17 protein-coding genes are annotated in these 21,745 nt (G+C 64.5%); 14 read left to right on the top strand and 3 right to left on the bottom strand.

The annotated features are described in order from the left end of the window. The first annotated feature begins 83 nt into the window (after window positions 1-83). From AKN83_RS06245 to AKN83_RS06215, 7 genes are all read left to right on the top strand, one after another. On the top strand, window positions 84-2,357 hold the full coding sequence (locus AKN83_RS06245) for a polysaccharide biosynthesis tyrosine autokinase (RefSeq protein ID WP_050404960.1): 2,274 nt from the start codon (window positions 84-86) through the stop codon (window positions 2,355-2,357). A gap of 67 nt (window positions 2,358-2,424) precedes the next feature. Then, complete coding sequence (locus tag AKN83_RS06240) at window positions 2,425-3,183, top strand: class I SAM-dependent methyltransferase (RefSeq protein WP_050404959.1); 759 nt, start codon at window positions 2,425-2,427, stop codon at window positions 3,181-3,183. Between the two features lie 3 nt (window positions 3,184-3,186). Continuing rightward, window positions 3,187-4,302: a glycosyltransferase family 4 protein gene (locus tag AKN83_RS06235; protein ID WP_050404958.1), complete on the top strand. Its 1,116-nt coding sequence runs from the start codon at window positions 3,187-3,189 to the stop codon at window positions 4,300-4,302. After that, the gene (locus tag AKN83_RS06230; RefSeq protein WP_050404957.1) at window positions 4,299-5,591 is read left to right on the top strand and encodes an O-antigen ligase family protein; all 1,293 of its coding nucleotides are present in this window, start codon (window positions 4,299-4,301) and stop codon (window positions 5,589-5,591) included. Before AKN83_RS06235 ends, AKN83_RS06230 begins: the two co-directional genes overlap by 4 nt. Continuing rightward, window positions 5,588-6,907 carry an MATE family efflux transporter gene (locus tag AKN83_RS06225; protein WP_050404956.1) on the top strand — a complete coding sequence of 440 codons (1,320 nt, stop codon included), beginning with the start codon at window positions 5,588-5,590 and terminating at the stop codon, window positions 6,905-6,907. The genes AKN83_RS06230 and AKN83_RS06225 overlap by 4 nt, the downstream gene beginning before the upstream one ends. After that, entirely contained in the window at window positions 6,904-7,530 is a 627-nt protein-coding gene (locus AKN83_RS06220; protein ID WP_050404955.1) for a class I SAM-dependent methyltransferase, read from the top strand. The genes AKN83_RS06225 and AKN83_RS06220 overlap by 4 nt, the downstream gene beginning before the upstream one ends. A gap of 13 nt (window positions 7,531-7,543) precedes the next feature. Beyond that, entirely contained in the window at window positions 7,544-8,215 is a 672-nt protein-coding gene (locus AKN83_RS06215; RefSeq protein ID WP_050404954.1) for a class I SAM-dependent methyltransferase, read from the top strand. 21 nt (window positions 8,216-8,236) lie between these two features. Here AKN83_RS06215 and AKN83_RS06210 read toward each other — a convergent pair whose 3' ends face one another. The 3 genes from AKN83_RS06210 to AKN83_RS06200 form a co-directional block, all read right to left on the bottom strand. Further along, entirely contained in the window at window positions 8,237-8,956 is a 720-nt protein-coding gene (locus AKN83_RS06210; RefSeq protein WP_050404953.1) for a class I SAM-dependent methyltransferase, read from the bottom strand. Between the two features lie 8 nt (window positions 8,957-8,964). Next, entirely contained in the window at window positions 8,965-10,275 is a 1,311-nt protein-coding gene (locus tag AKN83_RS06205; RefSeq protein ID WP_050404952.1) for a nucleotide sugar dehydrogenase, read from the bottom strand. A 79-nt stretch (window positions 10,276-10,354) separates the two neighbouring features. Next, on the bottom strand, window positions 10,355-11,665 hold the full coding sequence (locus AKN83_RS06200) for a glycosyltransferase family 4 protein (RefSeq protein WP_050404951.1): 1,311 nt from the start codon (window positions 11,663-11,665) through the stop codon (window positions 10,355-10,357). 117 nt (window positions 11,666-11,782) lie between these two features. Between AKN83_RS06200 and AKN83_RS06195 the strand changes: the two genes are divergently transcribed. From AKN83_RS06195 to AKN83_RS06170, 7 genes are all read left to right on the top strand, one after another. Then, window positions 11,783-13,021, top strand: coding sequence for a glycosyl hydrolase (locus AKN83_RS06195; protein ID WP_244521908.1), 1,239 nt, complete (start codon window positions 11,783-11,785; stop codon window positions 13,019-13,021). A 112-nt stretch (window positions 13,022-13,133) separates the two neighbouring features. After that, window positions 13,134-15,320, top strand: coding sequence for a bi-domain-containing oxidoreductase (locus AKN83_RS06190; protein ID WP_050400837.1), 2,187 nt, complete (start codon window positions 13,134-13,136; stop codon window positions 15,318-15,320). Continuing rightward, a complete protein-coding gene (locus AKN83_RS06185; RefSeq protein ID WP_050400836.1) occupies window positions 15,317-17,308 on the top strand; it encodes a heparinase II/III family protein in 1,992 nt (663 codons plus the stop codon). Before AKN83_RS06190 ends, AKN83_RS06185 begins: the two co-directional genes overlap by 4 nt. Then, entirely contained in the window at window positions 17,305-18,459 is a 1,155-nt protein-coding gene (locus AKN83_RS06180; protein ID WP_050400835.1) for a glycosyltransferase family 4 protein, read from the top strand. Before AKN83_RS06185 ends, AKN83_RS06180 begins: the two co-directional genes overlap by 4 nt. A 655-nt stretch (window positions 18,460-19,114) precedes the next feature. Then, the gene (locus AKN83_RS06175) at window positions 19,115-20,557 is read left to right on the top strand and encodes a calcium-binding protein (RefSeq protein WP_063695207.1); all 1,443 of its coding nucleotides are present in this window, start codon (window positions 19,115-19,117) and stop codon (window positions 20,555-20,557) included. Window positions 20,558-20,672: 115 nt separating this feature from the next. Next, on the top strand, window positions 20,673-20,996 hold the full coding sequence (locus AKN83_RS39475; RefSeq protein WP_157113228.1) for a hypothetical protein: 324 nt from the start codon (window positions 20,673-20,675) through the stop codon (window positions 20,994-20,996). Then, a complete protein-coding gene (locus AKN83_RS06170; protein WP_050400833.1) occupies window positions 20,990-21,604 on the top strand; it encodes a class I SAM-dependent methyltransferase in 615 nt (204 codons plus the stop codon). The genes AKN83_RS39475 and AKN83_RS06170 overlap by 7 nt, the downstream gene beginning before the upstream one ends. The last annotated feature ends 141 nt before the right edge of the window (window positions 21,605-21,745 follow it).

Genomic DNA, 21,745 nt, shown 5'->3' with positions numbered 1-21,745 from the left:
CGGTGTTCACATTTGAGCGACCCGGCGGTCTTTCGGCGGCGCGCCCGGCAGGACGCATTCTGCCGGCGCAGCGATAGGCCGAGATGCTTCAGCGCAACCAGATTTCGACGTCTGTCGATCTGCGAACTCGTCCGGCCGAACTGCCGTCGCTCGCGGAAACCTTCGACGCCTTCGTCACCTATCTGCTGCGGCAGTACTGGGTGATCCTCGGGACGGCTGGCCTCTGCCTGTTCGGCGGCATCTGCTACCTGATGACGGCAGCGCCGAGCTATACCGCGCTCGCCACGATGATCATCGACACGCGCAAATTCCAGGCCGTCCAGCCGCAATCGCCGGCAAATGATGTCCCGGTCGATTCCTCCGCGGTCGAGAGCCAGGTCGAAATCCTGAAGTCGGAGAACGTGGCGCTCGCGGTGATCCGCGACCTCAAGCTCAACGAGGATCCAGAATTCATCGGTTCCAGGTCCGGTGCGGCGGGAGCGGTGCTGGACTTCGTGTCCGGCCTGTTTACCCGCAGCACGCCGCCGACCGAGTTCTACCGGACCCGGCGCGCGGTCCGCACCTTCGAGAAGCAGCTCGACGTCCGCCGCCGCGGCATGACCTATGTGATCGAGGTCTCTTTCCGCTCGCTCGATCCCGAGCGCGCGGCACAGATCGCCAACGCCGTTGCCGACGCCTATATCGTCGAGCAGCTCGATTCCAAGTATCAGGCGACCCGCCGCGCCAGCATCTGGCTGCAGGACCGCATCCAGGAGCTGCGCACCCAGTCATCCAACGCCGAGCGCGCGGTGCTCGACTACAAGAAGACCAACAACATCGTCACGTCCAGCGGCAAGCTGCTCAACGAGCAGCAGCTCGGCGAGCTCAACACCCAGCTGGTCCAGGTGAAGTCGCAGGTCACCGACGCCAAGGCCAAGCTCGACCGCATCGAGGCGGTGGTGAAGGGCGGCGTCCCCGATGCGACGGTTGCCGATACCCTGAACAACCAGGTCATCACCAAGCTGCGCTCGCAATATCTCGAGCTTGCCAACCGCGAGGCCGACTGGTCGTCGCGCTACGGCTACAATCACCTGGCCGCCGTCAATCTGCGCAACCAGATGCGCGAGATCCAGTCGTCGATCATCGACGAGCTGAAGCGGCTCGCCGAAAGCTACAAGAGCGACTATGCGATCGCCCTGCAGCGGCAGAACGAGATCGAGCGCGCCGTGAACGATTCGGTGTCGCAGTCGCAATCCACCAACCAGGCACAAGTCACGCTGCGCGAGCTCGAGAGCTCGGCCCAGACCTACCGCTCGCTCTATGACAATTTCCTGCAGCGCTACATGGAGAATGTGCAGCAGCAATCGTTTTCGGTCAGCGAAGCGCGGGTGATCACCCGTGCCTCGCGTCCGCTCAGCAACAGCCACCCGCAGACCTTCGTCGTGCTCGCGCTCTCGGGGCTCGGCGGCCTGATTGCCGGGCTCGCGCTCGGCGTGTTGCGCGACCTCTATGACCGGGTGTTCCGTACCGCTGAAATGGTCGAGACCATCCTCGACGCCGATTGCGTCGCAATCGTTCCCCGCGTCTCGCCAAGCCAGCTCAAGGCGCCGGCGGCCGGTCGGCCGAACCTGCCGGTCGGCGCGCGCATGATCCTGCGCGGCGATGAGCGGGTGTTGTGGGCGGCGATCGATTCACCTTTCTCTCGGTTCTCGGAAGCGATCCGCTCGATCAAGGTCAATGCCGACCTCAACGTGACCAAGCCGTCGAAGATCCTTGGGCTGACCTCGGCATTGCCCAACGAGGGCAAGTCGACGCTGGCCTTCGTGTTCGCGCAGCTGGTCGCCCAGAGCGGGGCGCGCGTGCTGCTGGTCGATTGCGACCTGCGCAATCCCTCGCTCAGCCGCAAGATCGCCGCCAACGCCGAGCGCGGCATTCTGGACGTGTTGTCGAACAATGCGACACTGCAGGACACGCTGTGGCGCGATCCCGAGACCGGCCTAGCTTTCCTGCCGGGCGCCACGCGGTCGCGCATCGCGCATTCGCACGAGGTGCTGGCCTCCGACCAGATGAAGGATTTCATCGATGGTGTCCGCAGCCATTTTGATTACGTGATCGTCGACTTCCCGCCGTTGACGCCGGTGGTCGATGTCCGCATCACCGCGCACTTCGTCGATTCCTTCGTCTTCATCGTGGAATGGGGCAAGACTCAGGTGCAGGTGGTCGAGCGGGCGCTGCGCAGTGCGCGCGCAGTCAACGAGAATCTGCTCGGCGTCGTGCTCAACAAGGCCGACATCGCCGCGATGAGCCGCTATAGCGGCTATGGCGGCAAGAACTACTATTACAACGCGCACTATGGACGATATGGCTACACCGAGTGAGACGAGGCGGGATACTCCGGCGCGCCGCTTGGCTTGCCGGCATGCCGCCCACAGCGATGGCTAGACCATGACGATGGAATTCAGCATCGGACAGCACAACGCGCATTATGAGGGCGTCTATTCGAGGCGGGAGCGCGACTGGCGCCGCGTCTGCGCGGTCGACAAGGCCGATCATATCGCAGGCTTGCTCGGCGCCTCCGCCGCCAGTGTCGGCAATGTGCTCGAGGTCGGTTGCGGCACCGGTGCCGTGCTGGCGCGGCTGTCCGCGATCGGGATCGGCCGCGACTTCACCGGCATCGACGTCATCGATCCCGCGACCAACCTGGAGACCGACGGCGCCGCGTCGGCGCCGTTCCACTGGTCGAGCTATGACGGCGCAACGATCCCGTTCGCCGACGGATGGTTCGACCTCGTCTATGCCAGCCACGTGCTCGAGCACGTGGCTGAACCGCGCGCGTTCCTGCACGAGCTGGTGCGGGTGGCGCGGAATTTCATCTATCTCGAAGTGCCGTGCGAGCTCCATGCGCGGACCAATCGCCGCGCGCTGCAATCGACGCTCGACATCGGCCACATCAATTTCTACACACCCGACACGTTTCGCCTGGTGCTGGAGACCGCGGGGCTCCATGTTGCCGGCTTCGGCACCTACGATCACAGCCTGCCGGTGCACGCCTTTCATTCGTCGCGGGTGAAAGGGATTGCCAAGAGCCTGGTGCGGAAGTCGCTGTTGTCGGTCAGCCCCGGGCTCGCGACCCGGCTTGCGACCTATCATTGCGGGGCGCTCTGCCGGCGCGCCGAGACCGCGGCGCCGCCGCAGGACCGCTAAGCCATGGCGCCGCGCGTGGTCGTCTTCAACAACATGATCACACCCTATACCAACCGGCTCTACAACGAGCTGGTTAGACGTGGGCTCAATCTCGCGGTGCTGTCCTGTACCGCGCAGGAGGCCGATCGCTCCTGGGCGGGCTCGTTCACGCCGCGCTACACGACGCGCACGGTGCCCGGTGTCTCGATCCCACTGTCGCGGTCGCGTCACACCCATCTCAATATCGGGATCGGGCGCGCCCTGAACGCGCTCGCGCCCGACTTGCTGTTCGTCAATGGGCTCTACCCCTCAATGTTGGCCGGCGCGGCATGGGCACGCGCCAACGGAAGGGCGGTTGCACTGACGATCGACGGCTGGCGCGAGACGATGCCCAACACGGCTTATCATCGCCTGGCGCGGCCATGGCTGCTGCGCCAGTGCGGCGCGGTCGTCTGCTGCAGCGACAAGGGTAGGGCGTACTTCCGTGATGAGGGCGTTGCCGACGACGATCTGTTCGTGGTGCCGCTGGTGCCGGCATGGGATCCGCCGGAGACCGTCCCGGGTTTCCACGACCGTCCCTTTCACTTGCTGTGGTGCGCCCGCATCAACGACGATGCCAAGAACGCGATCTTCTTCGAGAACGTCGCCATCGCGCTCGGCCGGGTCGTGCCCCAGCTGAAGGTGCGCGTGGTCGGGTCCGGCGCTGCCGAGCAGCGCATGCTGGCGCGCCTTGCTGGCGCCGGCATCGACGTCAGCCACGACAGCTATGTGCCGTGGCAGGCCATATCGGAGGTCTATCTGCAATCACGGCTGCTGCTGCTGCCCTCGTTGCTGGAACCGTGGGGGCTGGTGTGCAACGAGGCCTTGCAGTGCGGAGTTCCCTGCCTGGTGTCGCCCCATGTCGGAGCGGGCGACGAGTTGGTGCGCGACAACGACAATGGCCAGGTTTGCGCGCTCGATGAGCAGGTCTGGGTCGACGCGGCGCGCGGCTTGCTTGAACATCCCGCGCGCTGGGAGGCGATGTCGCGGCGCGCCCGGCAGAGCGTGCGGAAGGATGCGCTTTCCGACGCCGCGACGCGCTTTACAGCCTCGGTCGATCATCTCTTGAGGGCGCCGGGCCGGCAGGAAGCCGCGCAATGATAGACAGATGGGGGTTTCGAGCCGACATCTTTCTGCACGCCTATCTGGTGATGGTGCTCGGTTGCATCTACTTCCTGTTCAATTTCATCGAGGGCATTTCGTTTGCGGAGCGGGCCGGGGAGTCCACGCTGTTCCGCGGCGCGTGGCTGCTGCTTTACATCCTGCTGATGCTGCACATTGCGGTCGACCGGAAACGCTTCGGCCTCGTGATGCTGCAATCGCATCTCTATCTGACGTTCATTGCTTTCGCGCTGGTGTCGCTGGTGCTGAGCGTCGACCCCGCGGGTTCGTCGATCAAGTTCGCGATGTATCTCCTGACCACGCTGTTCTCGGCATGGGTCGTGATCAGCTGCCCCGTCGATCGGCTCGTCGACACCCTGTTCCGGATCGGGATCGTGGTGCTGATCGTTCACGTCCTGCTGTTCCCGGTGATCGGCTCGCAATGGGACTACGACCCGCTGCATCGGCCGACCGTGCTCGGGACCCAGGCCTATGCCGGCGTGTTCGGTCACAAGAATCTCGCGGGCGCCTTCTTCGGTCTCATGGTGCTGATCTGTTTCGTACGCATGCTGGCGGGGCCGCGGCGGCAATTCGGCTGGTCGCTGTTGCTGATGGGGTGTCATCTTCTTGCGCTCGCGGCGGCCGGCGCCGCCGGACCGCTGATCAGCATGTTGACGGCACTCGCCGTGACTTTCGGTCTGCTGCTGCTGGTGGTTGGGCGCAGGGGAGCTGCCTCGATCTACTGGCTCGGCCTCGCCTTTGTTACGCTTGTCATGTTCACTGTGCCGAGCGACGAGTTGTACGGGCTGGTCGGCCGCAGTGGGAATCTGACCGGCCGCTCGTTCCTGTGGGCGGTCTGGCCACACTTCTTCTGGCAACATCCCTGGCTGGGCTACGGCTTCTCGGGATTCTTCAACGAGCTGCCGAACTCACCGGTGAACGAGCTGACCAGCATGGCGCCATGGAACACCGAGTTCGGCTCGTTCGAGAATTCTTATCTCGATGCCTTCCTCCAGTTCGGCCTGATCGGCGGCGTACTCTATATGCTGCTGCTGGCGCAGGCACTCTGGAACACCATCGTCTTCGCGTTCGAGCGGCGAGGGATGTACTGGCCGGCGCCGTTCGCGATGCTGCTGTTCGTCGTGATCGCGTCAGCCAACGATTCCAGTCAGCTGCTCCACAACTATTTCGGCTGCGTGCTGGTGTTCTGGTGCTATTTCGGCCCGGAAGCCCGGCTGCAAATGGCGCCGCGGCGGGCGTTCACCAGACTGCGTGCGAGTGAGGCATGACTGCGTTGACCGACAGGCTGGATCGAATGGCGGCCCAGACCCGGATCGCCGGTCCTGTGACCGGATTGCTCCGCCGGCTGCGGCGCGCCGGAGGCAATGTCGCGCTCGGCCTGGTCGATCAGGCGCTGCTCAGCGGCTCGGCCTTCGTGCTGACGATCGTGCTGGCCAATGTGCTGGATATCAATTCGTTCGGCCGGTTCAGCGTCGCCTGGTCGTTCTCGATTCTGATCGAGGCGGTGTTTCTGCGCGGGTTGTTCGACGACGGGCTGCCGGCGACCGCGCATCGCATCCCGAAATCGCGGTGGCCGCAGCTGCGGCTCGGCCTCTATCTGTCGTCGCTGCTGGTCTCGGCGGCACTTGGCTTGCTGCTGGTCGTCGCCGGTATCGTGATCGTTGCGATCGGCGGGGCCGCGGGCGGGCTCGTGATCGCAACCGGGCTCGCGATCCCTGCGGTTCGGCTGCAAAGCATGTTCCGCCGCATCGCCTATCTGGACGGGCGGCTGCCGCGCGCGGTGGCATCGTCGCTGACCTATTGTGTGGCGCTCGCCGCCTCGGCCGGGCTGATGATCGCGCCCAAGCTGACCGGCGCTGCGGCGGCGATGGCGTGCATCGCGATCTCGGCAGCGCTCGCCGGCAGCCTGCTGCTGTTTTACACCAGCGAGCTGGCTTGGCCGCAGACCAGGATCTTCGGCGGCTCGCTGCGGCGGCTGTTCAGGAACGGCCGCTGGTTTGTCGCGACCTCGCTCACCTATTGGATCGGCAGCATCGGGCTGATCCCGGTTTGTGGTCTCCTGATCGGGCTGGACGCGAGCGCGTCGCTGCGGATCCTGCTCCTGGTGTTCGCACCGCTCAGCCAGTTCTGCGCGACGATGTTCTCCGTCCGTCTGCCGGAGATCGCATCCGAGCTGCGCGCCGGCCGGCGCAGCGCGGTCGTCGCTGCTGCACGCGAAAATGCCGTGCTGCTCGGTTCGATCGCCGCTGCCTATGGCGCGGTGGTCGTGCTGTTCCGCGAGCTCATTCTCGCCCTCGTCATCCACGGCCAGAGTTACGAGGTCGGCACCGGCAGCCTCGCCTTGATGGGGGCCGCGATGGCGCTCGACGCGGTGTGGCTCGGGCTCGCGCTGCCGCTGTTTGCGACCGGCAGGCCGCAACGGTTCATGCTGAGCCGGATCGCCGGCCTCGTTGCACTGTGCTGCGTCCTGCCTTTCGCTGCGGAGGCCTGGCAGGTGATGGGGGCGGTTGCGGCGATGGTGGCCTCCAGCGCGGCATCGGTGGCCGTTGTCGTGCTGACCAATTCGGTGCGGGAGCAGACATGATCGACGACGCATCCGGCCGTTCGCTCTCGAAGCTGCATATCGGCGCCTTCAACTGCGGCATCGCGGGCTGGATCAACACCGATATCACGATGCATCTGTGGATCGCGCGTCTTCCGCTCGCGGCGAGAGCGCTACATCTCGCCGGCCTGCTGAGCGACGCCCGCTATGCCGAGCATCGCCAGGGGAAGTTCGCAGGGCTTCGCTACATGGATCTGACAAAGCCGCTGCCGTTCGCGGATCGCAGCCTGTCAGCGGTGTTCAGCGCGCATGTCTTTGAGCATCTGTTTCCGGACGAGGTCGAGCGCCTGGCGCACGAGATCGCGCGGGTGCTGGCGCCGGGCGGGGTATGCCGCATCGTCGTCCCCGACATGGAACGGATCGTCGCGCTCTACGATCCGACTGCACCGCAGGCCTTCCTCAAGGGCGTGTTCGAGATCGAGCGCCGCAGGGAGGCAGCCTTCGCGCATCACTGGGGATATACCCGCGCCTCGCTCGCCGCATTGTTCCGCGACGCGGGCTGTTCTGAAACCCATACCCGGGCCTATCGCGAGGGCATCTGCCCCGACATCGATCGGCTCGACAACCGGCCGGACGAGTCGATCTTCTTCGAGGCCATCAAGTAGCGGGAGACTGACTTTGCTCGGCGCCATCCAAGCCCGATTCTCCGGGGCGGCACGCCGGCGGCGCGGCGAGTTTCTCGTCCGCACCGTGAACCTGCCGCTCGATGCGAAAATCCTCGATCTCGGCGGCGGTACCGGCCGGCACATTCGCGCGATCCTGCCGTTTCATACCGACATCACGGTTTGCGACATCTCGGCCAGCGATTTGGCGGCCGCGCGCGAGCGCTTCGGGTTCAAGACGGTGCTGCTGCAGGAGACCGAGCGGCTGCCGTTCAAGGATCAGGCGTTCGACTTCTGTTTCTGCTCGTCGGTGATCGAGCACGTTACCGGGCCGAAGCAGGACGTCGTGACGATCGCGAACGACGCGGCATTCCGGACGGTCGCGCGCGAGCACCAGAACCGCTTTGCCGGTGAGATCTCGCGGGTTGCGAAGTCGTTCTACGTGCAGACGCCGTATCGGTACTTTCCGATCGAAAGCCATACCTGGCTGCCCGGAATCATCGTGCTGCTACCGAGGCGGCTGCAAATCACGCTGATTGAACTATTCAACCGTTTCTGGTTCAAGCGGACCGCGCCAGACTGGCACCTGTTCGACTGGCGCGAGATGGCCGAAACCTTTCCGGATGCGAAGATCTATCCCGAGCGATATTTCGGCATGACCAAGTCGCTGATGGCGATCAAGGCATGAGGCGGGCATCTGCCTGCCGCATCAATCGTCGCGCCGGGCGAGGAAATTGATCAGCGTGCCGACCGCGGGCCGGCGATCGAGCGCCGCCGGGAGTGGGGAGCCGGCAAAGCTGGCGCCGAGCATGGTGAGACCCTGTCGTCGCAGCAGGCCTTGCATGATGGCCGGCGTGGTGTCGAATTTGGAAAAGGCGAGGTAGCGGAACAGCGGCCGCGAAGACACGCGTGAGGAGGCGGCGTGCGCGAGCTTGTAGCCCTGGCGCAGCAGCGATCCGCGGTTGGGGATCGAGACCAGCAATAGCCCGCCGGGCCTGAGCACGCGATGGATCTGACCGAGGCACTGCCCCACGTCGGGGACATATTCCAGTACGCTCGCGCAGAGCACACCGTCGAAGGATCGATCGGCGAACGGCAGGTTTGCGACGGTCGGAATTTGCCGGAATGTGAGCCGGTCCGCCGGCGGGCCGTCACCGGGGCGGCGGCGTGCCGCCGCGATCATCTCCGACGAGGCGTCGACGCCGATGACGTCGCAGCCGCGTGCGGCGAGCAGGCGGGACAGCGTTCCGGTGCCGCAACCTGCATCCAGCCAGCGCTGGCCATTGAGGTCCGCATTCCCGAGCAGCTCGAACATCGCGGCGGTGCGCGCCCTGAAGGTGCGGCTCCGATGCAGCCTCTCCCATTCCGACGAAATCTCGTCGTGAAAGCGGATTTCGGGGCGGTCGCGGGTCTGGGCCATGGTGGCCATGGTTTTCCCTACCAGTGGAAGCCGCTCACTTTGGCGCGCACCTCGTCGGGCAATCCGATATCAGACAGTTCGAGCACCACCTGGTCGGGCCGGGTTGCCGTCAGCGCCGCAACGAAGCGCGGATCGGCCGTCGTCAGCACGATGATGTCGGCCCATTCGATCGTCGCCGTCACATCGTCATGCAGCAGGCCGACCAGCTCCGGGTTGCGCATCATGAAGTCGCGGTTGGCGCCGATCAGCTGCGAGAGCTGCACGTTGGGGTCGTAGATCCGGATGTCGCGCCGCTCGCCGCGCAGGCTTTTCACGAGCTCGACGAAGGGGCTGTCGCGAACATCGTCGGTGCCTGCCTTGAAGCTGATGCCAAGGAAGGCAATGCGGCGGCCGTCATGCGACAGGATCCAGTCGGCACCGCGCGACATGATCATGTCGTTGCTCGGCAGGATGCTTTCGAGCACCGGCGTCGACAGGCCGCGGCTGTGCGCCAAATGTCTCAGCGCCTTGACGTCCTTGGGCAGGCAGGAGCCGCCGAAGGCGAAACCCGGCCGCAGATAGGCCGGCGAGATGTTGAGCCGCGTGTCCTGCAGGAAGATGTTCATGACGTCGCGGCCGTCGATGCCGAGCGTCTTTGCGATGGTGCCGATCTCGTTGGCGAAGCTGACCTTCAGCGCATGCCAGCTGTTGTCGACATATTTGACCAGCTCGGCGGTCTCGACCGGCGGGGTGATCTTGGCCCCGGGCAGATCCTTGTAGAGCGCCATGACGCGGTCGGCGGTTTCCTGATTGAAGGCGCCGACCACGGTCTTGGACGGCGCGTTGAAATCGGCAATGGCGCTGCCTTCGCGCAGGAATTCCGGATTGAAGGCGAGGTCGAAGTCGCGTCCGATCTTGTTGCCGGAGGCTTCCTCGATCAGCGGTCCGACGGTGCTGCGGGTGGTGCCGGGCAGCACGGTGGAGCGGATCGTCACGGTATGCGGCGCGTTCTTCGCCCGCAGCCCGCGGCCGATCTCGATGGCGACCTGCCGGATCGCCGTCAGGTCGAGATTGCCGTTGCCGGACGACGGCGTGCCGACGCAGACCATCGATATGTCGCTGTTGACGATCGCCTCGGTGGCGTCGGTGGTTGCGGTCAGCTGACCTGTCGCGACGGCGTGCGCCACCTTGTCCGAGATGCCGGGTTCGATGACCGGCGATCGGCCCCTTTGTATCAAGTCGACCTTCGCCATGCTCTTGTCGACACCGATGATCTGGTGACCGAGTTCAGTGAAGCAGACGGCGCAGACCGTTCCGACATAGCCGAGGCCGAAAATGCTGACGTTCATGCTTCGCCCTTCAACAATCCAGCGACCTGCATCTGGCGGCGGTCGCGTCGCGCTTGACGTGAGTGAGGCGGCAGGGCGTTCAACGCGATGCCCGCCCGGCGGCTGCATTGGCGCGGACGCCGGACGCCTGCGAGGCTGGCCGCTCCGCGGCGGCGTTCGCGCGCGGTAGGCGGCTCCGCCAGGGGAGCTTCCTGGCAAACAACGCCTCATAGGCGGCGAGCAGCTTCGGCTCCTCGTGCGTCCAGGACAATTCGCGCTCGACGCGGCTGCGGCCAAATGCCCCCATCGTCTGCCGCAGCGACGGATCGTCGATCAGCGCGACGATCTTGCCGGCGAAATCCTGCGGATCGTTCTTCGCCGCATAGAGCGAGGCTTCGAGCGCGGAGCGCCGGCCTTCGCGAACGTCGAACTGAACGATCGGCCGTCCGAGCGCCATGTACTCCATGATCTTGTTCATGGTCGAGATGTCGTTCATCGGCGTGACGCGATCCGGATTGACGCAGACGTCTGCGGTCGAGAGCATCGTAAACAGCGCCTCGTCGGCGATCGCGCCGGTGAAATTCACGTAGTCGGAAAGCTGCATCTCCGCGCAGAGCTTGACCACTGCATTCCACTCCGGCCCGATGCCGGCGATGTTGAACTGGATGTCGGTGCGGCCGAGATCGTGCACGATGTGGCCGATCGACTGCAGCAGCAGATCGATGCCTTCCGACTGGCCGATCACGCCGACATAGCCGACGCTGTAGCGCCGGCCGCGGCGCCAGGCCGGATCGACGGGGCGGGAGCGCACCCGTTCGAGATTGGGGCCGGAGCGCACCACGTGGATCCGATTGGCCGGCATCCGGCCGCGGGTGATCGCGATCTCGCGATAGGATTCGTTGGTCGCGATCGAGATGCTCGCGGTCTTGAAAGTGAGATATTCGACCAGCCGCAGCAGCTGCCAGAAGAAATCCCGACGGCCGAATTTTGCTTCGTAGAGCTCGGGATTGACGTCGTGATGATCGAACACGAAGCGCTTGCCGCCGAGCCTGAACAGCAGGCCGATCAGGAAGATCAGGTCGGGCGGATTGCAGCCATGGATCACGTCGAAGCCGTGCTTCCATGCCACCTTGATCGCAAGCCACGTCTCCCAGAACAGCGCGACCGGATATTCAATGAGGTAGGCGGCGATCCCGCGCGCCTCCACCGGCATCGGATGGCGGTAAATGTGAATGCCGTCGAGGCATTCGTAAGCTTCGTCATGACCGCGGCCCTTCGGGCAGATCACCGAAACTTCATAGCCCGCCTGGCGCAGCGACGTTGCCTCGCACCACACCCTGCGATCGAAAGGAACCGGAAGGTTCTCGACGATGATCAGGATCCGCCGCGGTGATGGTTCAGCTCTCGACATCTGCGATGATCTATATCATTGACCTAACAACATCACAATCGGACTAACATCGGCATTAACATGAGCGACTCCCATTATGCAATCCCGAGGCGGATGTGACGGCGGCGAGACACCGACATGGCAGGCAAAGTGAGGGATTGGGTGCAAACGGCGTTGATTGCGCTGGTTTTGAGTGCGCTGGCGCCACTGGCTCACAAATGGCCGCTGCAGTGGGCGGGTGCGGCGGCAAACGATGCGCTCAATGTGAGCCGCGTGAACGTGGTGATACCGCCGACGCTTTTCGGCATGACGATCAATGCGATCGGGCAGTCACAACCGTGGCCGGCGCTCAAATTTGACGGCGTTCGGCTTTGGGGCGCGATCTACTGGGCGCAGGTCAACCCGGCGCCCGGCATCTACAATTGGGCGCGCTTCGACGCCATTCTTGCGGCGGCCGAGCGCGAGCACGTCGATGTCGTTCTAAATCTCGCCTTCACGCCGCGTTGGGCCGCGTCCGTGAAGGATGCGCCGCCGGCGTTCGCGCCCGGCGCAAGTTCGCCGCCTGCCGATCTCGCATCATGGGATGAATGGGTGCATGCGGCCGTTGCGCGCGCCGCCGGCCGCATCAAATACTGGGAAATCTGGAACGAGCCCGAGGATCCCAAATATTACTCGGGCGACATCGCGACCATGGTCCAGATGCAGAAGCSGGCMTACGAGATCATCAAGGCCAGCGATCCCACCTTGACCGTGCTGACGCCGGCGTCCAACGGCACGCCGGACGGCTATCGCTGGCAAACGGCCTTCATGGCGCAAGGCGGCGGCCAATATGCCGATGTCTTCGCCTTCCATGGCTATGCGAGCGAGCCCGAAGCGGTGATCGGAATTATCGCGCGCTTCAGGCAGATCCTCGGCGCGCACGATCTCGCCACACGGCCGATCTGGGACACCGAGGCCGGCTGGCCGTCGCATGAGGACAACCCGGATGGCTGTCTGGCACGCGCCTATATCCTGAAATGGATCAACGGTGTCGACCGGTTCTATTGGTACGAGTTCGCCGGCGGAGGCGGCGACTTCGGCAAATTATGGGATCGGGCGCGCGGGTTGCTTCCGAGCGGAATCGCCTATCGCACCGTCCAGTCTTGGTTGGTCGGCGCCAGCGTCGTGGCCGCGGCCAGGACGTCGCCGTCGATCTGGCGCGTCGATCTGCGCATGAAGGATGGCCGCAGCGGTCTGATTCTCTGGACCACCAAGGGGCGGTCCATCTATCGGGTCGACCCCCGTTTTGGCCGGTACCAGGGCCTCGACGGTGGTGAAGGGTCTGTCGCTAACAGCGAGGTCGAGATATCGCCCAAACCGGTCCTGTTGCTGGAATGATAATGATGTTAAATCCCCGAACCATGGGATAACGATCACGACGTTCTTACCCCCGTTGCAGGCGGCGGGCACGATACAACGGGCGCTGTTAACTTGAGGCGGTTGACCGACTGTGAAGCAGATCGCGCAAAACTATAAGAGCGGCGAGCTCAGGCTGGTCGATGTGCCGGCGCCGCGGTGCCGCCCCGGCGGGGTCCTGGTGCGCACCGCGTTCTCGGCGGTGTCGACCGGCACCGAGATGATGAAGTTCACCGAGGGCCGGCTGTCGCTGCTCGGCAAGGCGCGTGCGCGCCCCGACCAGGTTGCCAAGGTGGCACGCTCGGTCCGCCAGCAGGGATTGCTTGCGACCTATCAGAAGGTGATGAACCGGCTCGATTCCTACACGCCGCTCGGTTACTCGCTGTCGGGCACCGTCGTGGAGGTGGGCGAGGGCGTCGGCGGCTTCTCGGTCGGACAGCGGGTCTGCTGCGGCGGCAATCAATATGCAACCCACGCTGAATACAATTGGGTGCCGGTGAACCTCTGCGTGCCGCTGCCGGACGGTGCCGCGCTCGATCAGGCCGCGTTCACGACGATCGCATCGATCGCGCTGCAGGCGATGCGCCAGTCGGAGATCCGCTTCGGCGAGACGGCCTGCGTGGTCGGCCTCGGCCTGATCGGGCAGATCATGGTACGCCTGCTGCGCAGCGCCGGCGTCGTGGTCACAGGGCTCGACAGGCTGGAGCCGCGCTGTCGTCAGGCCGAGGCTGCGGGGGCCGCGGTCTGCGCGGTCGCATCGGATGATGGCGCGGCCGGGTTTCGCGCCCGGATCGACCAGCTGACCGCGGACAATGGCGTCGATTGCGTGTTCATCACGGCTGGGAGCGAGGATCCCGATCTCGCTTCGCGCTCGGCCGCGCTGCTGCGCGACCGCGGCCGCATCGTCGATATCGGCAAATGCACGCTGAACCTGCCGTGGAACGAATTCTACGACAAGGAACTCGACGTTCGATTCTCGCGCTCCTACGGCCCCGGCCGCTACGATCCGCTCTACGAGGAGGGCGGCATCGACTACCCGATCGGCCATGTGCGCTGGACCGAGAAACGCAACATGGAGGCGATTGTCGCGCTGCTCGCCGACGGGCGGCTCGATTTTTCGTCGCTGATTTCCGAAATGGTGCCGCTGGAGCAGGCGACGGCAGCATTCGAGCGCATGAGCCGGGGCGAGGTCGGCCTCGGCATGGTGTTTGCCTATCCGGACGCCGCTCCCCGCACGATGCAGATGGTCTATCGTCCGGCTGTCGCGTTGCGCAGCGGCCGGGTGCGGCTCGGCGTCATCGGCGCGGGCAATTATGCCTCCAGCATGCTGTTGCCGCAGCTTGCAAATAACGCGCGCGTCGATCTCGTCGAGGTCTCGACCAACACCGGCCTGAGCGGCGCCACCGCGGTGCGCAAGTTCGGCTTCGCGCGTGCCTCGACCGATGCGGCCGCGGTGCTCGAGGCTGGCGATATCGACGCCGTGCTAATCGCGACGCGCCATGCCTCCCACGCCGGCCTTGCGGCGCAAGCGCTGCGCGCCGGCAAGGCGGTGTTTGTCGAGAAGCCGCTCGCGATCGATGCAGACGAGCTCGGTGAATTGGAGCAGGTGATCCGCGAGAGCGGCAACGACAGGCTGATGGTCGGCTTCAACCGCCGCTTCTCGCCGCTGCTGCAGGGCATGCGGGCGGTGTTCGCGCCGGCAGGGCCGCAGACCCTGCAATATCGCGTCATCGCCGGCCCGCTCGAGAAATCATCCTGGTATCTGCAGTCCGGGAGCGAGGGTAGCCGCTTTGTCGGCGAGGGCGGGCATTTCATCGACGTGCTGTCCTGGTGGCTCGGCGCCGAGCCGGTGCGCGTCTCCGCGCGTGCTGCCGGCAAGGACGTCGACAATCTCATCGCCACGTTCGACTTTGCCGACGGCTCGGTTGCGAGCCTCAGCTATCTTACCGGCGGCGACCCGCGGGTGCCGAAGGAGGCGCTCGAAATATCGGCCAGCACCGGCTTTGCCGCCTTCGACAATTTCGCGGGCTTCGAGGTCTGGCACGCCGGACAGCGGACGGCGAAGAAAGCGCGGCTCGACAAGGGGCAGCGGCCGATGCTGGACGCCTTCGTTGCGGCGGTCGCATCGGGGGCCGCGATGCCGATCGCTCTCGATTCTCTGCTTGCGACCACCCGCGCAACCCTCGCGGTGCAGGAGAGCGCGGCCGCCGGAATGCCGGTCGATCTGACGATCGGCGCAGCAGAGCAAGGCGTCGCGCGCGCGGCGACTGCGTTGAGATGAACCCGGCCTGGTACCTGCGCAGGCTGCAGCGTATGGAGCCGTCCGAGGTTGCGGGACGGGTGAACGACCAGCTGCTGCGCCTGCTCTGGCGCATCACTCCGCCAGATATCGCCCGACACGCCAGCGCGAGGCTAACCCCAGGCCCGCGGCGGCCGCGGCTGAAGCCGCTGCCCTTGCCGGCGCACGCTCCGCAGCAGGCCACCGGGCGGTTGATCCATGCTGCCGAGCGGATTCTCGCCGGACATTGGCGGGTCTTCGCCCGAGATCATGATGCCCTGGGCGAGCGGCCCGACTGGTTCGTCGATATCAGAAGCGGCAAGCGGGCGCCCGCGGACATGTACGCGTTTGCGGTTCCCTATCGCGACGAAGCCGCGGTCGGGAACATCAAATACATCTGGGAGCCGTCGCGTCACCACCATCTGACGGTGCTCGCGGCCGCGTATGACCTGACCTCTGACGAGCGCTACGCCAGGCGCGTGGCTGCGCATCTCACAAGCTGGTGGCGCGAAAATCCGTTTCCGTGCGGGCCGCACTGGATCAGCGGCATCGAGCTTGGCGTTCGGCTGATCTCGTGGGCGTGGGTGCGCCAGCTGCTGCGGAATTGGCCCGGCGCGCCAGCATTGTTCGAGGACAACGACCAGTTCCTGACGCAGCTTTATGCCCATCAATACTGGCTGTCGCAGTTTCCGAGCCGGGGCTCCTCCGCCAACAACCACATCATCGCAGAGGCTGCCGGGCAGTTCGTGGCGGCCTGCGTGTTTCCCTTCTTCCGCGACAGCGCGCTGTGGCGCCAGGATGCCGCCAGGACGCTGGCAGACGAAGCTGTTGCACAGACCTTCGCCTGCGGCAGCAATCGTGAGCTCGCGACCGATTACCACGGCTTCGTCCTTGAACTGCTGCTGGCCGCGGCGGTGCAGGGCGAAGCGTCCGGGCACCAGCTGGACGACGTGGTCTGGACCACGATGTGCCGCATGGGCGACGTCATCGCCGCGATGCTCGACGATCGCGCTCGTCCTCCCCGTCAGGGTGATGGCGATGACGGTATCGGCCTGCTGCTCGACGATCACGCCAGCAATCGCTGGCTCGGTTTGCTCGCCACCGGGACGCGCCTGTTCGGCGAGCTGGAGTGGTGGCCCAAACTGCTCGAGCCCGATCTGCGCACGTTTTTTCTGGCCGACGGCATCAAGGCGCGTGCGATCGCCGCGCGCCCTGCGCGCCGCCCGCATTTGCTTGTTGAGGCGGGACAGACTTTTCTCGTCGATGCCGACCGAGCCGTGTGGTGCCGCTGCGATCACGGTCCGCATGGCTTCGGCCGCATTGCGGGGCATGCCCATGCGGATGCGCTGTCGCTCGAATGCCGGATCGGCGGGGTCGATATCCTCGCCGACCCCGGCACTTATTGCTATCACGGTGATCCGCGATGGCGGGCCTATTTCCGTTCCACGCTGGCGCACAACACGCTCTGCCTGTTCGGGCGCGACCAATCGGTATCGGGCGGGCCGTTTCTCTGGACGCGGCATGCGCAGAGCCGGTTGATCGCATCGAGCGGGCTGGACGATCGTGACGCGGACGCAAGCTGGGTCGCGGAGCATTCAGGGTATCAGGACGCAGCAGGTCTCGTGCACCGCCGTTCGGTGCAATTGCAGCGTCGGGCGGCGCGGCTCGTCGTCACGGATATCGTCCTTGCCGATGAAGGCCTTGCTGTGCCGGCGAGCCTCAGCTGGCACCTCGGTCCCGAGGTCGAATGCAAGCTCGAAGGGCGAATTGCGCAGCTCGCATGGCCCGGCGGACGCGGCGAGCTCGAGCTGCCGGCGGCGCTCGGCTGGACGCCGCATCGCGGTGACGAAGCCATGCTGGCCGGCTGGTACTCGCCTTCGTTCGATCTCAAGGTGCCGGCGACGACGCTGATCGGCTCTGGAACGCTCGCCGCCGGCCAAAGCCTGGTGACGGAGCTGCGCTGGTTTTCCGAGCCGGCGCGCCGATCATGAAGATCCTGGTCGCTCACAACAGGTATCAAGGACGCGGCGGCGAAGACGTCGTGTTCGAAGCGGAAGTCGACCTGTTGCGCGGCGCTGGACACGATGTTGAGACGCTCACGGTCAGCAACGAGGCGATCAACTCGCTGGCCGCGCGGATCGCGACGACGCTGTCGATCGCAGACAATGCGGAGGGAAAGCGGGCCATGGCGGAAGCGATCGACCGCTTCCGCCCCGACATCGTGCACGTCCATAATTTTTTCCCGCTGCTCTCGCCCGCCGTGTTCGATGTCTGCCGGCAACAGCGCGTGCCCGCGGTGGTGACGCTGCACAATTATCGCACCATCTGCACCGGCGGCATGTTGTTGCGCGACGGCCGCATTTGCCACAAATGCCTGGACCGCAGCCATCTCTGGGGTGTTGCCCATCGCTGCTACCGCGGATCGCTGCCGGGCTCGCTGGCCTCGGCCTACATGATCGCGCAGCACCGGCGCCGCGGCACCTGGACGCGGCCCGGTGTGCGCCTGATCGCGCTGACGCAGTTTGCCCGAACGCTGTTCACGCAGGCAGGCTTCGACGCCGGACGGATCGACGTGAAGCCGAATTTCATGGCCGATCCCGGTGCACCCGATCCGGCCATACCGCGCACAGGGCTGCTCTATGTCGGACGGCTGAGCCGCGAGAAGGGCGTTGGCGTGCTGCTCGACGCTGTTGCGGGGACCGGCGTGCCCTTGCGGATCGTCGGTGAAGGACCGGAGCGCGCTGCGCTTGAGGCTCGGGCGCCCGCCAATGTCAGGTTGCTCGGCGCGCTCTCGCGCTCAGAGGTGCTTCGGGAAATGGCGAGCGCCCGGGCGTTGGTCGTGCCGTCGCTATGGTACGAGGGATTTCCGATGGTCGTGGTCGAGGCTTTCGCCCAGGGTACGCCGGTGATCGCATCCGAGATCGGCGGACTTGCCGAGGTGGTAACCGCAGGCACGACCGGCGCATTGGTGCCGCCGGGCGATGCGGCCGCGCTCGGACAGCGGATTGCCGAGCTTCTGGACGCGCCTGCTCGCGCGACGGTTTGGGGAAAGGCCGCACGGGCCGCCTATCTCGAGCGCTACGCGCCGGATGAGAATCTGCGGCTGCTCGAGGCCATTTACGCACGCGCCGCCGCTGGATGATTGCCGCTCACGGTTACCTGGCCCGCGGATCAGGCCTCGTTGCGGCGCTCGCGCCATTAATGGATTGCGGCGAATCTGATGTTAATTTGTTATATCACACGCTCGATCTGGCTCTCGTGCGGCCTTGGCCGGGCGGCTCATTCGCCCCGATTCTACCGGATTTTTGCCTGCTTGGCGCTCTTAAGCCATGACCAGAGCCTGCCAGAGCGTCGCTCCGTTTGTCGGCCGGTAGCGAAGTTTGACGCTTTTCTGAAAACGCCCTCTCGTGACGCAGAAATATTTTTTCAGATCAGAAAATCGCGTCGAACCATGCGCAAAGGCTACGAAATTCCGTGCTCTGGCGCCACCGGGGCACCGGATGAAACCCCGTATAATCACTACCCTTTTTTGCGCCGCGGCTAACATTTGTGAATGACCTGCGCGGAATGTTAGCCGATGCCCGAAATTGCGCTAAGTCTCGCATAAGTCTCGTGGAACCAAGCGTTAATGGCGCTTTGCTGATTGACACCCCGATATTGCGGACTTAACAATGGACTTAACAAGTTCGTAACGTGTGTCCACATTTGAGCTGCGTCGCAACAAACCAGTTGCGGATCAACAGCTTACGTGTGGGCGAGCGGCTTGAATCCTCGTATCCCAAGCAGGGGCTACATCGATGGCGACTTACAATCTCGACCAGACCGACCTCAAACATGCGATCAACTCCACGATCGATCACGCAACCCAGCAACAGATTCTTGACTATCTGATCAACGCAGGAATCGGGTACACCAGCCCGGATAACGGCGCGACCATCCCGGTGCAGGTGGGTGCCGGCATCAGCAACCCCAACCCGGACACCAACGTTCTCATCGAGACCAACGCCAATAACACTGTTAACACCGACGCCAACCTGAAGGCGATCATCGAGGCGACCAACCAGGACGTCACGCTGACGGTGAACGGCAGCACCCCGGTGCTGGTCGCGACCGGCAACGGTAACGATCAGATCTTCGTCAACAGCACCGGTGACACCACAGTTCTCGCCGGCAACGGCAACGACACGATCTTCGGTGGCGCGGGTCACGACTCGCTCTCCGGCGGCAACGGCGACGATGTCCTGATCGACAACGTTTCCGGTCACAGCACGCTCGATGGCGGCAAGGGCGATGATCTGCTGTCCGGCATCGGTGCCGACACCCTGATCGGTGGCTCCGGCAACGATACGCTTTACRGCGGCAGCTCGTCGACCCTGTTGGGCGGCAGCGGCAACGACGTGCTGGTGTCCGGCAGCACTGCCGGCAATTCCAGCATCCTGCTTGGCGGCACGGGCAACGACGCGCTGTACGGCGGTGCCGGCAACGATCGCCTGTTCGGCGGCGACGGCAACGACACGCTGACCGGCGGTTCGGGCAACCAGATTCTCGACGGCGGCAAGGGCAACGACGTCCTGATCGGCGGTTCGGGTAACAACGAGCTGTTCGGCGGCGCCGGCAACGACGCGCTCTACTCGAACTCGGATGCCTCGCACGGCTCGATCCTCGACGGCGGTGCCGGCAACGACTCGCTGTATGGTGGCGCCGGTGCGGACACGCTGTATGGCGGTGCCGGCAACGACCTGATTGTCGGCGGTACGGGCACTGTTGCCGAGTACGGCGGCGCCGGCAATGACGTGCTCTATTCGGGCAGCGATGCGTCGCACGCGACGAAGCTGTTTGGCGGTGACGGCAACGACTCGCTCTACGGCGGCGCCGGCAACGACACGCTGTATGGTGGCTCCGGCAGCGACACGCTGGTCGCCGGTTCGGGCACGCAGACGCTGTTCGGCGGCGGCGGCAACGACTCGTTCGTGGGCTCCGCCACCGGCACGGCCTCGATGGTCGGCGGGTCGGGTCAGGATTACTTCTACCTGTCCAACCTCCACAGCAACGACACCATTGACGGTGGCGCAGGCAGCAAGGACTCGCTGACCTTCCTGGATCATGCCTCGACCGATGTGACTGGTATCACCGCGGGCAAGGACGGTTCTCTGGACGTCAACTTCAGCAATGGCCAGGTGACCCAGATCAGCAACATCGAATACCTGATCTTCAACGATGGTCACTCGACCAAGCTGTAAGATCCTAGGCCTGAACTAGGTCTCCACTAATCAAAGGCGCCGCCTCAACCCTGGTTGAGGTGGCGTTTCTTTGCGATTACAGATGGTGTTGTGATCGACCTTTCTGGATCACGCCTTGGCCGACCTGACCGGCATTGCCGCGGGCAAGGACGGCTCTCTGGACGTCAACTTCAGCAATGGCCAGATGACCCAGATCAGCAGCCTCTATCACAAGTTCCGCCTGGGGCATGTTCGCCAACGGATGTTAGACGTTAGTTGGTCACATTCGGACCACGTAGCTTTTGTAAATGCGTGGTGCTCGCTTGATACGATGGGAACCGTGGCCGATCGCCTTCTGCGGCCCCGGCACGTTCGGTCAAGACGAACGATCGCTGCAGAATTCAGCCGCTTGATGCGCCAACCCGCGGAGCTCTCGAATTGGCCAAGAAGAAAATGCTGAATGCCGGTGCTGGATCGACGGTGACCAAGCGCATCCAGCCGCTCATGACCTCGCAGGAGTGGGAGGAGGTCCGGCTCGATGTCGACGGAGGCGTTAATCCGGACGTCGTCGGATCGATCACCGATCTCTCTCGATTGTTCCCGCTGGCCTCGTTCGACGCGATCTGGTGCTCTCACGTCATGGAGCATCTCTATGCCCATGAGATTCACCCTACATTCGTGCAGTTCCGCGAGGTTCTCAAGCCGGATGGCTTTGCGCTGATCATGTCGCCCGACCTTGAGGCGGTGGCCCAGCACATGCTGATCCATGGTCTCGGTGCGGTGGCGTATGTCTCGCCGGCGGGCCCGATCCGGCCACTGGATATGATCTACGGGCATTCCGGCGCAATCGAGCAGGGGCGCCATCACATGGCGCACAAGACCGGCTTCTCGTCCGAGCGAATGGGAAACCTGCTGCTGAGCGCCGGCTTTCCGACGGTTTCCGTGCGCAGCGGGAACTTCGAGGTCTGCGCGCTGGCGCTGATGCCCGAGGCCGAGGATGAGCGGATCCGGCCGCAGCTGGAGGCCTGCGGCTTCGACTTCCGGGAGACCGTGACCGCCGCGCCGTGATGTCGATGTTAAATAATGTTATAAAGTTCCGTGGTTAAACGGTCTGTGACAACGCTCGAATCGGCTTTGTGCCGGTCGCGAAATATATCTTTTTGGTGCGATGTGCTGAAAATGCTGCGTTAGCGAACTAACAATGATAAG

The sequence above is a fragment of the Bradyrhizobium embrapense genome, from assembly GCF_001189235.2.
GTDB classification, from domain to species: domain Bacteria; phylum Pseudomonadota; class Alphaproteobacteria; order Rhizobiales; family Xanthobacteraceae; genus Bradyrhizobium; species Bradyrhizobium embrapense.
The sequence above is the reverse complement of the archived record's forward strand: the minus strand, read 5'-3'. Positions and strand labels throughout refer to the sequence as shown.

Coding starts and splice junctions, on each gene's coding strand:
- AKN83_RS06170 (WP_050400833.1), top strand. CDS start 20,990: ATGCTGAATGCCGGTGCTGGATCGACGGTGACCAAGCGCATCCAGCCG.
- AKN83_RS06210 (WP_050404953.1), bottom strand. CDS start 8,956: ATGGCCACCATGGCCCAGACCCGCGACCGCCCCGAAATCCGCTTTCAC.
- AKN83_RS06205 (WP_050404952.1), bottom strand. CDS start 10,275: ATGAACGTCAGCATTTTCGGCCTCGGCTATGTCGGAACGGTCTGCGCC.
- AKN83_RS06185 (WP_050400836.1), top strand. CDS start 15,317: ATGAACCCGGCCTGGTACCTGCGCAGGCTGCAGCGTATGGAGCCGTCC.
- AKN83_RS06180 (WP_050400835.1), top strand. CDS start 17,305: ATGAAGATCCTGGTCGCTCACAACAGGTATCAAGGACGCGGCGGCGAA.
- AKN83_RS06220 (WP_050404955.1), top strand. CDS start 6,904: ATGATCGACGACGCATCCGGCCGTTCGCTCTCGAAGCTGCATATCGGC.
- AKN83_RS06245 (WP_050404960.1), top strand. CDS start 84: ATGCTTCAGCGCAACCAGATTTCGACGTCTGTCGATCTGCGAACTCGT.
- AKN83_RS06235 (WP_050404958.1), top strand. CDS start 3,187: ATGGCGCCGCGCGTGGTCGTCTTCAACAACATGATCACACCCTATACC.
- AKN83_RS06225 (WP_050404956.1), top strand. CDS start 5,588: ATGACTGCGTTGACCGACAGGCTGGATCGAATGGCGGCCCAGACCCGG.
- AKN83_RS06200 (WP_050404951.1), bottom strand. CDS start 11,665: ATGTCGAGAGCTGAACCATCACCGCGGCGGATCCTGATCATCGTCGAG.
- AKN83_RS06240 (WP_050404959.1), top strand. CDS start 2,425: ATGACGATGGAATTCAGCATCGGACAGCACAACGCGCATTATGAGGGC.
- AKN83_RS06230 (WP_050404957.1), top strand. CDS start 4,299: ATGATAGACAGATGGGGGTTTCGAGCCGACATCTTTCTGCACGCCTAT.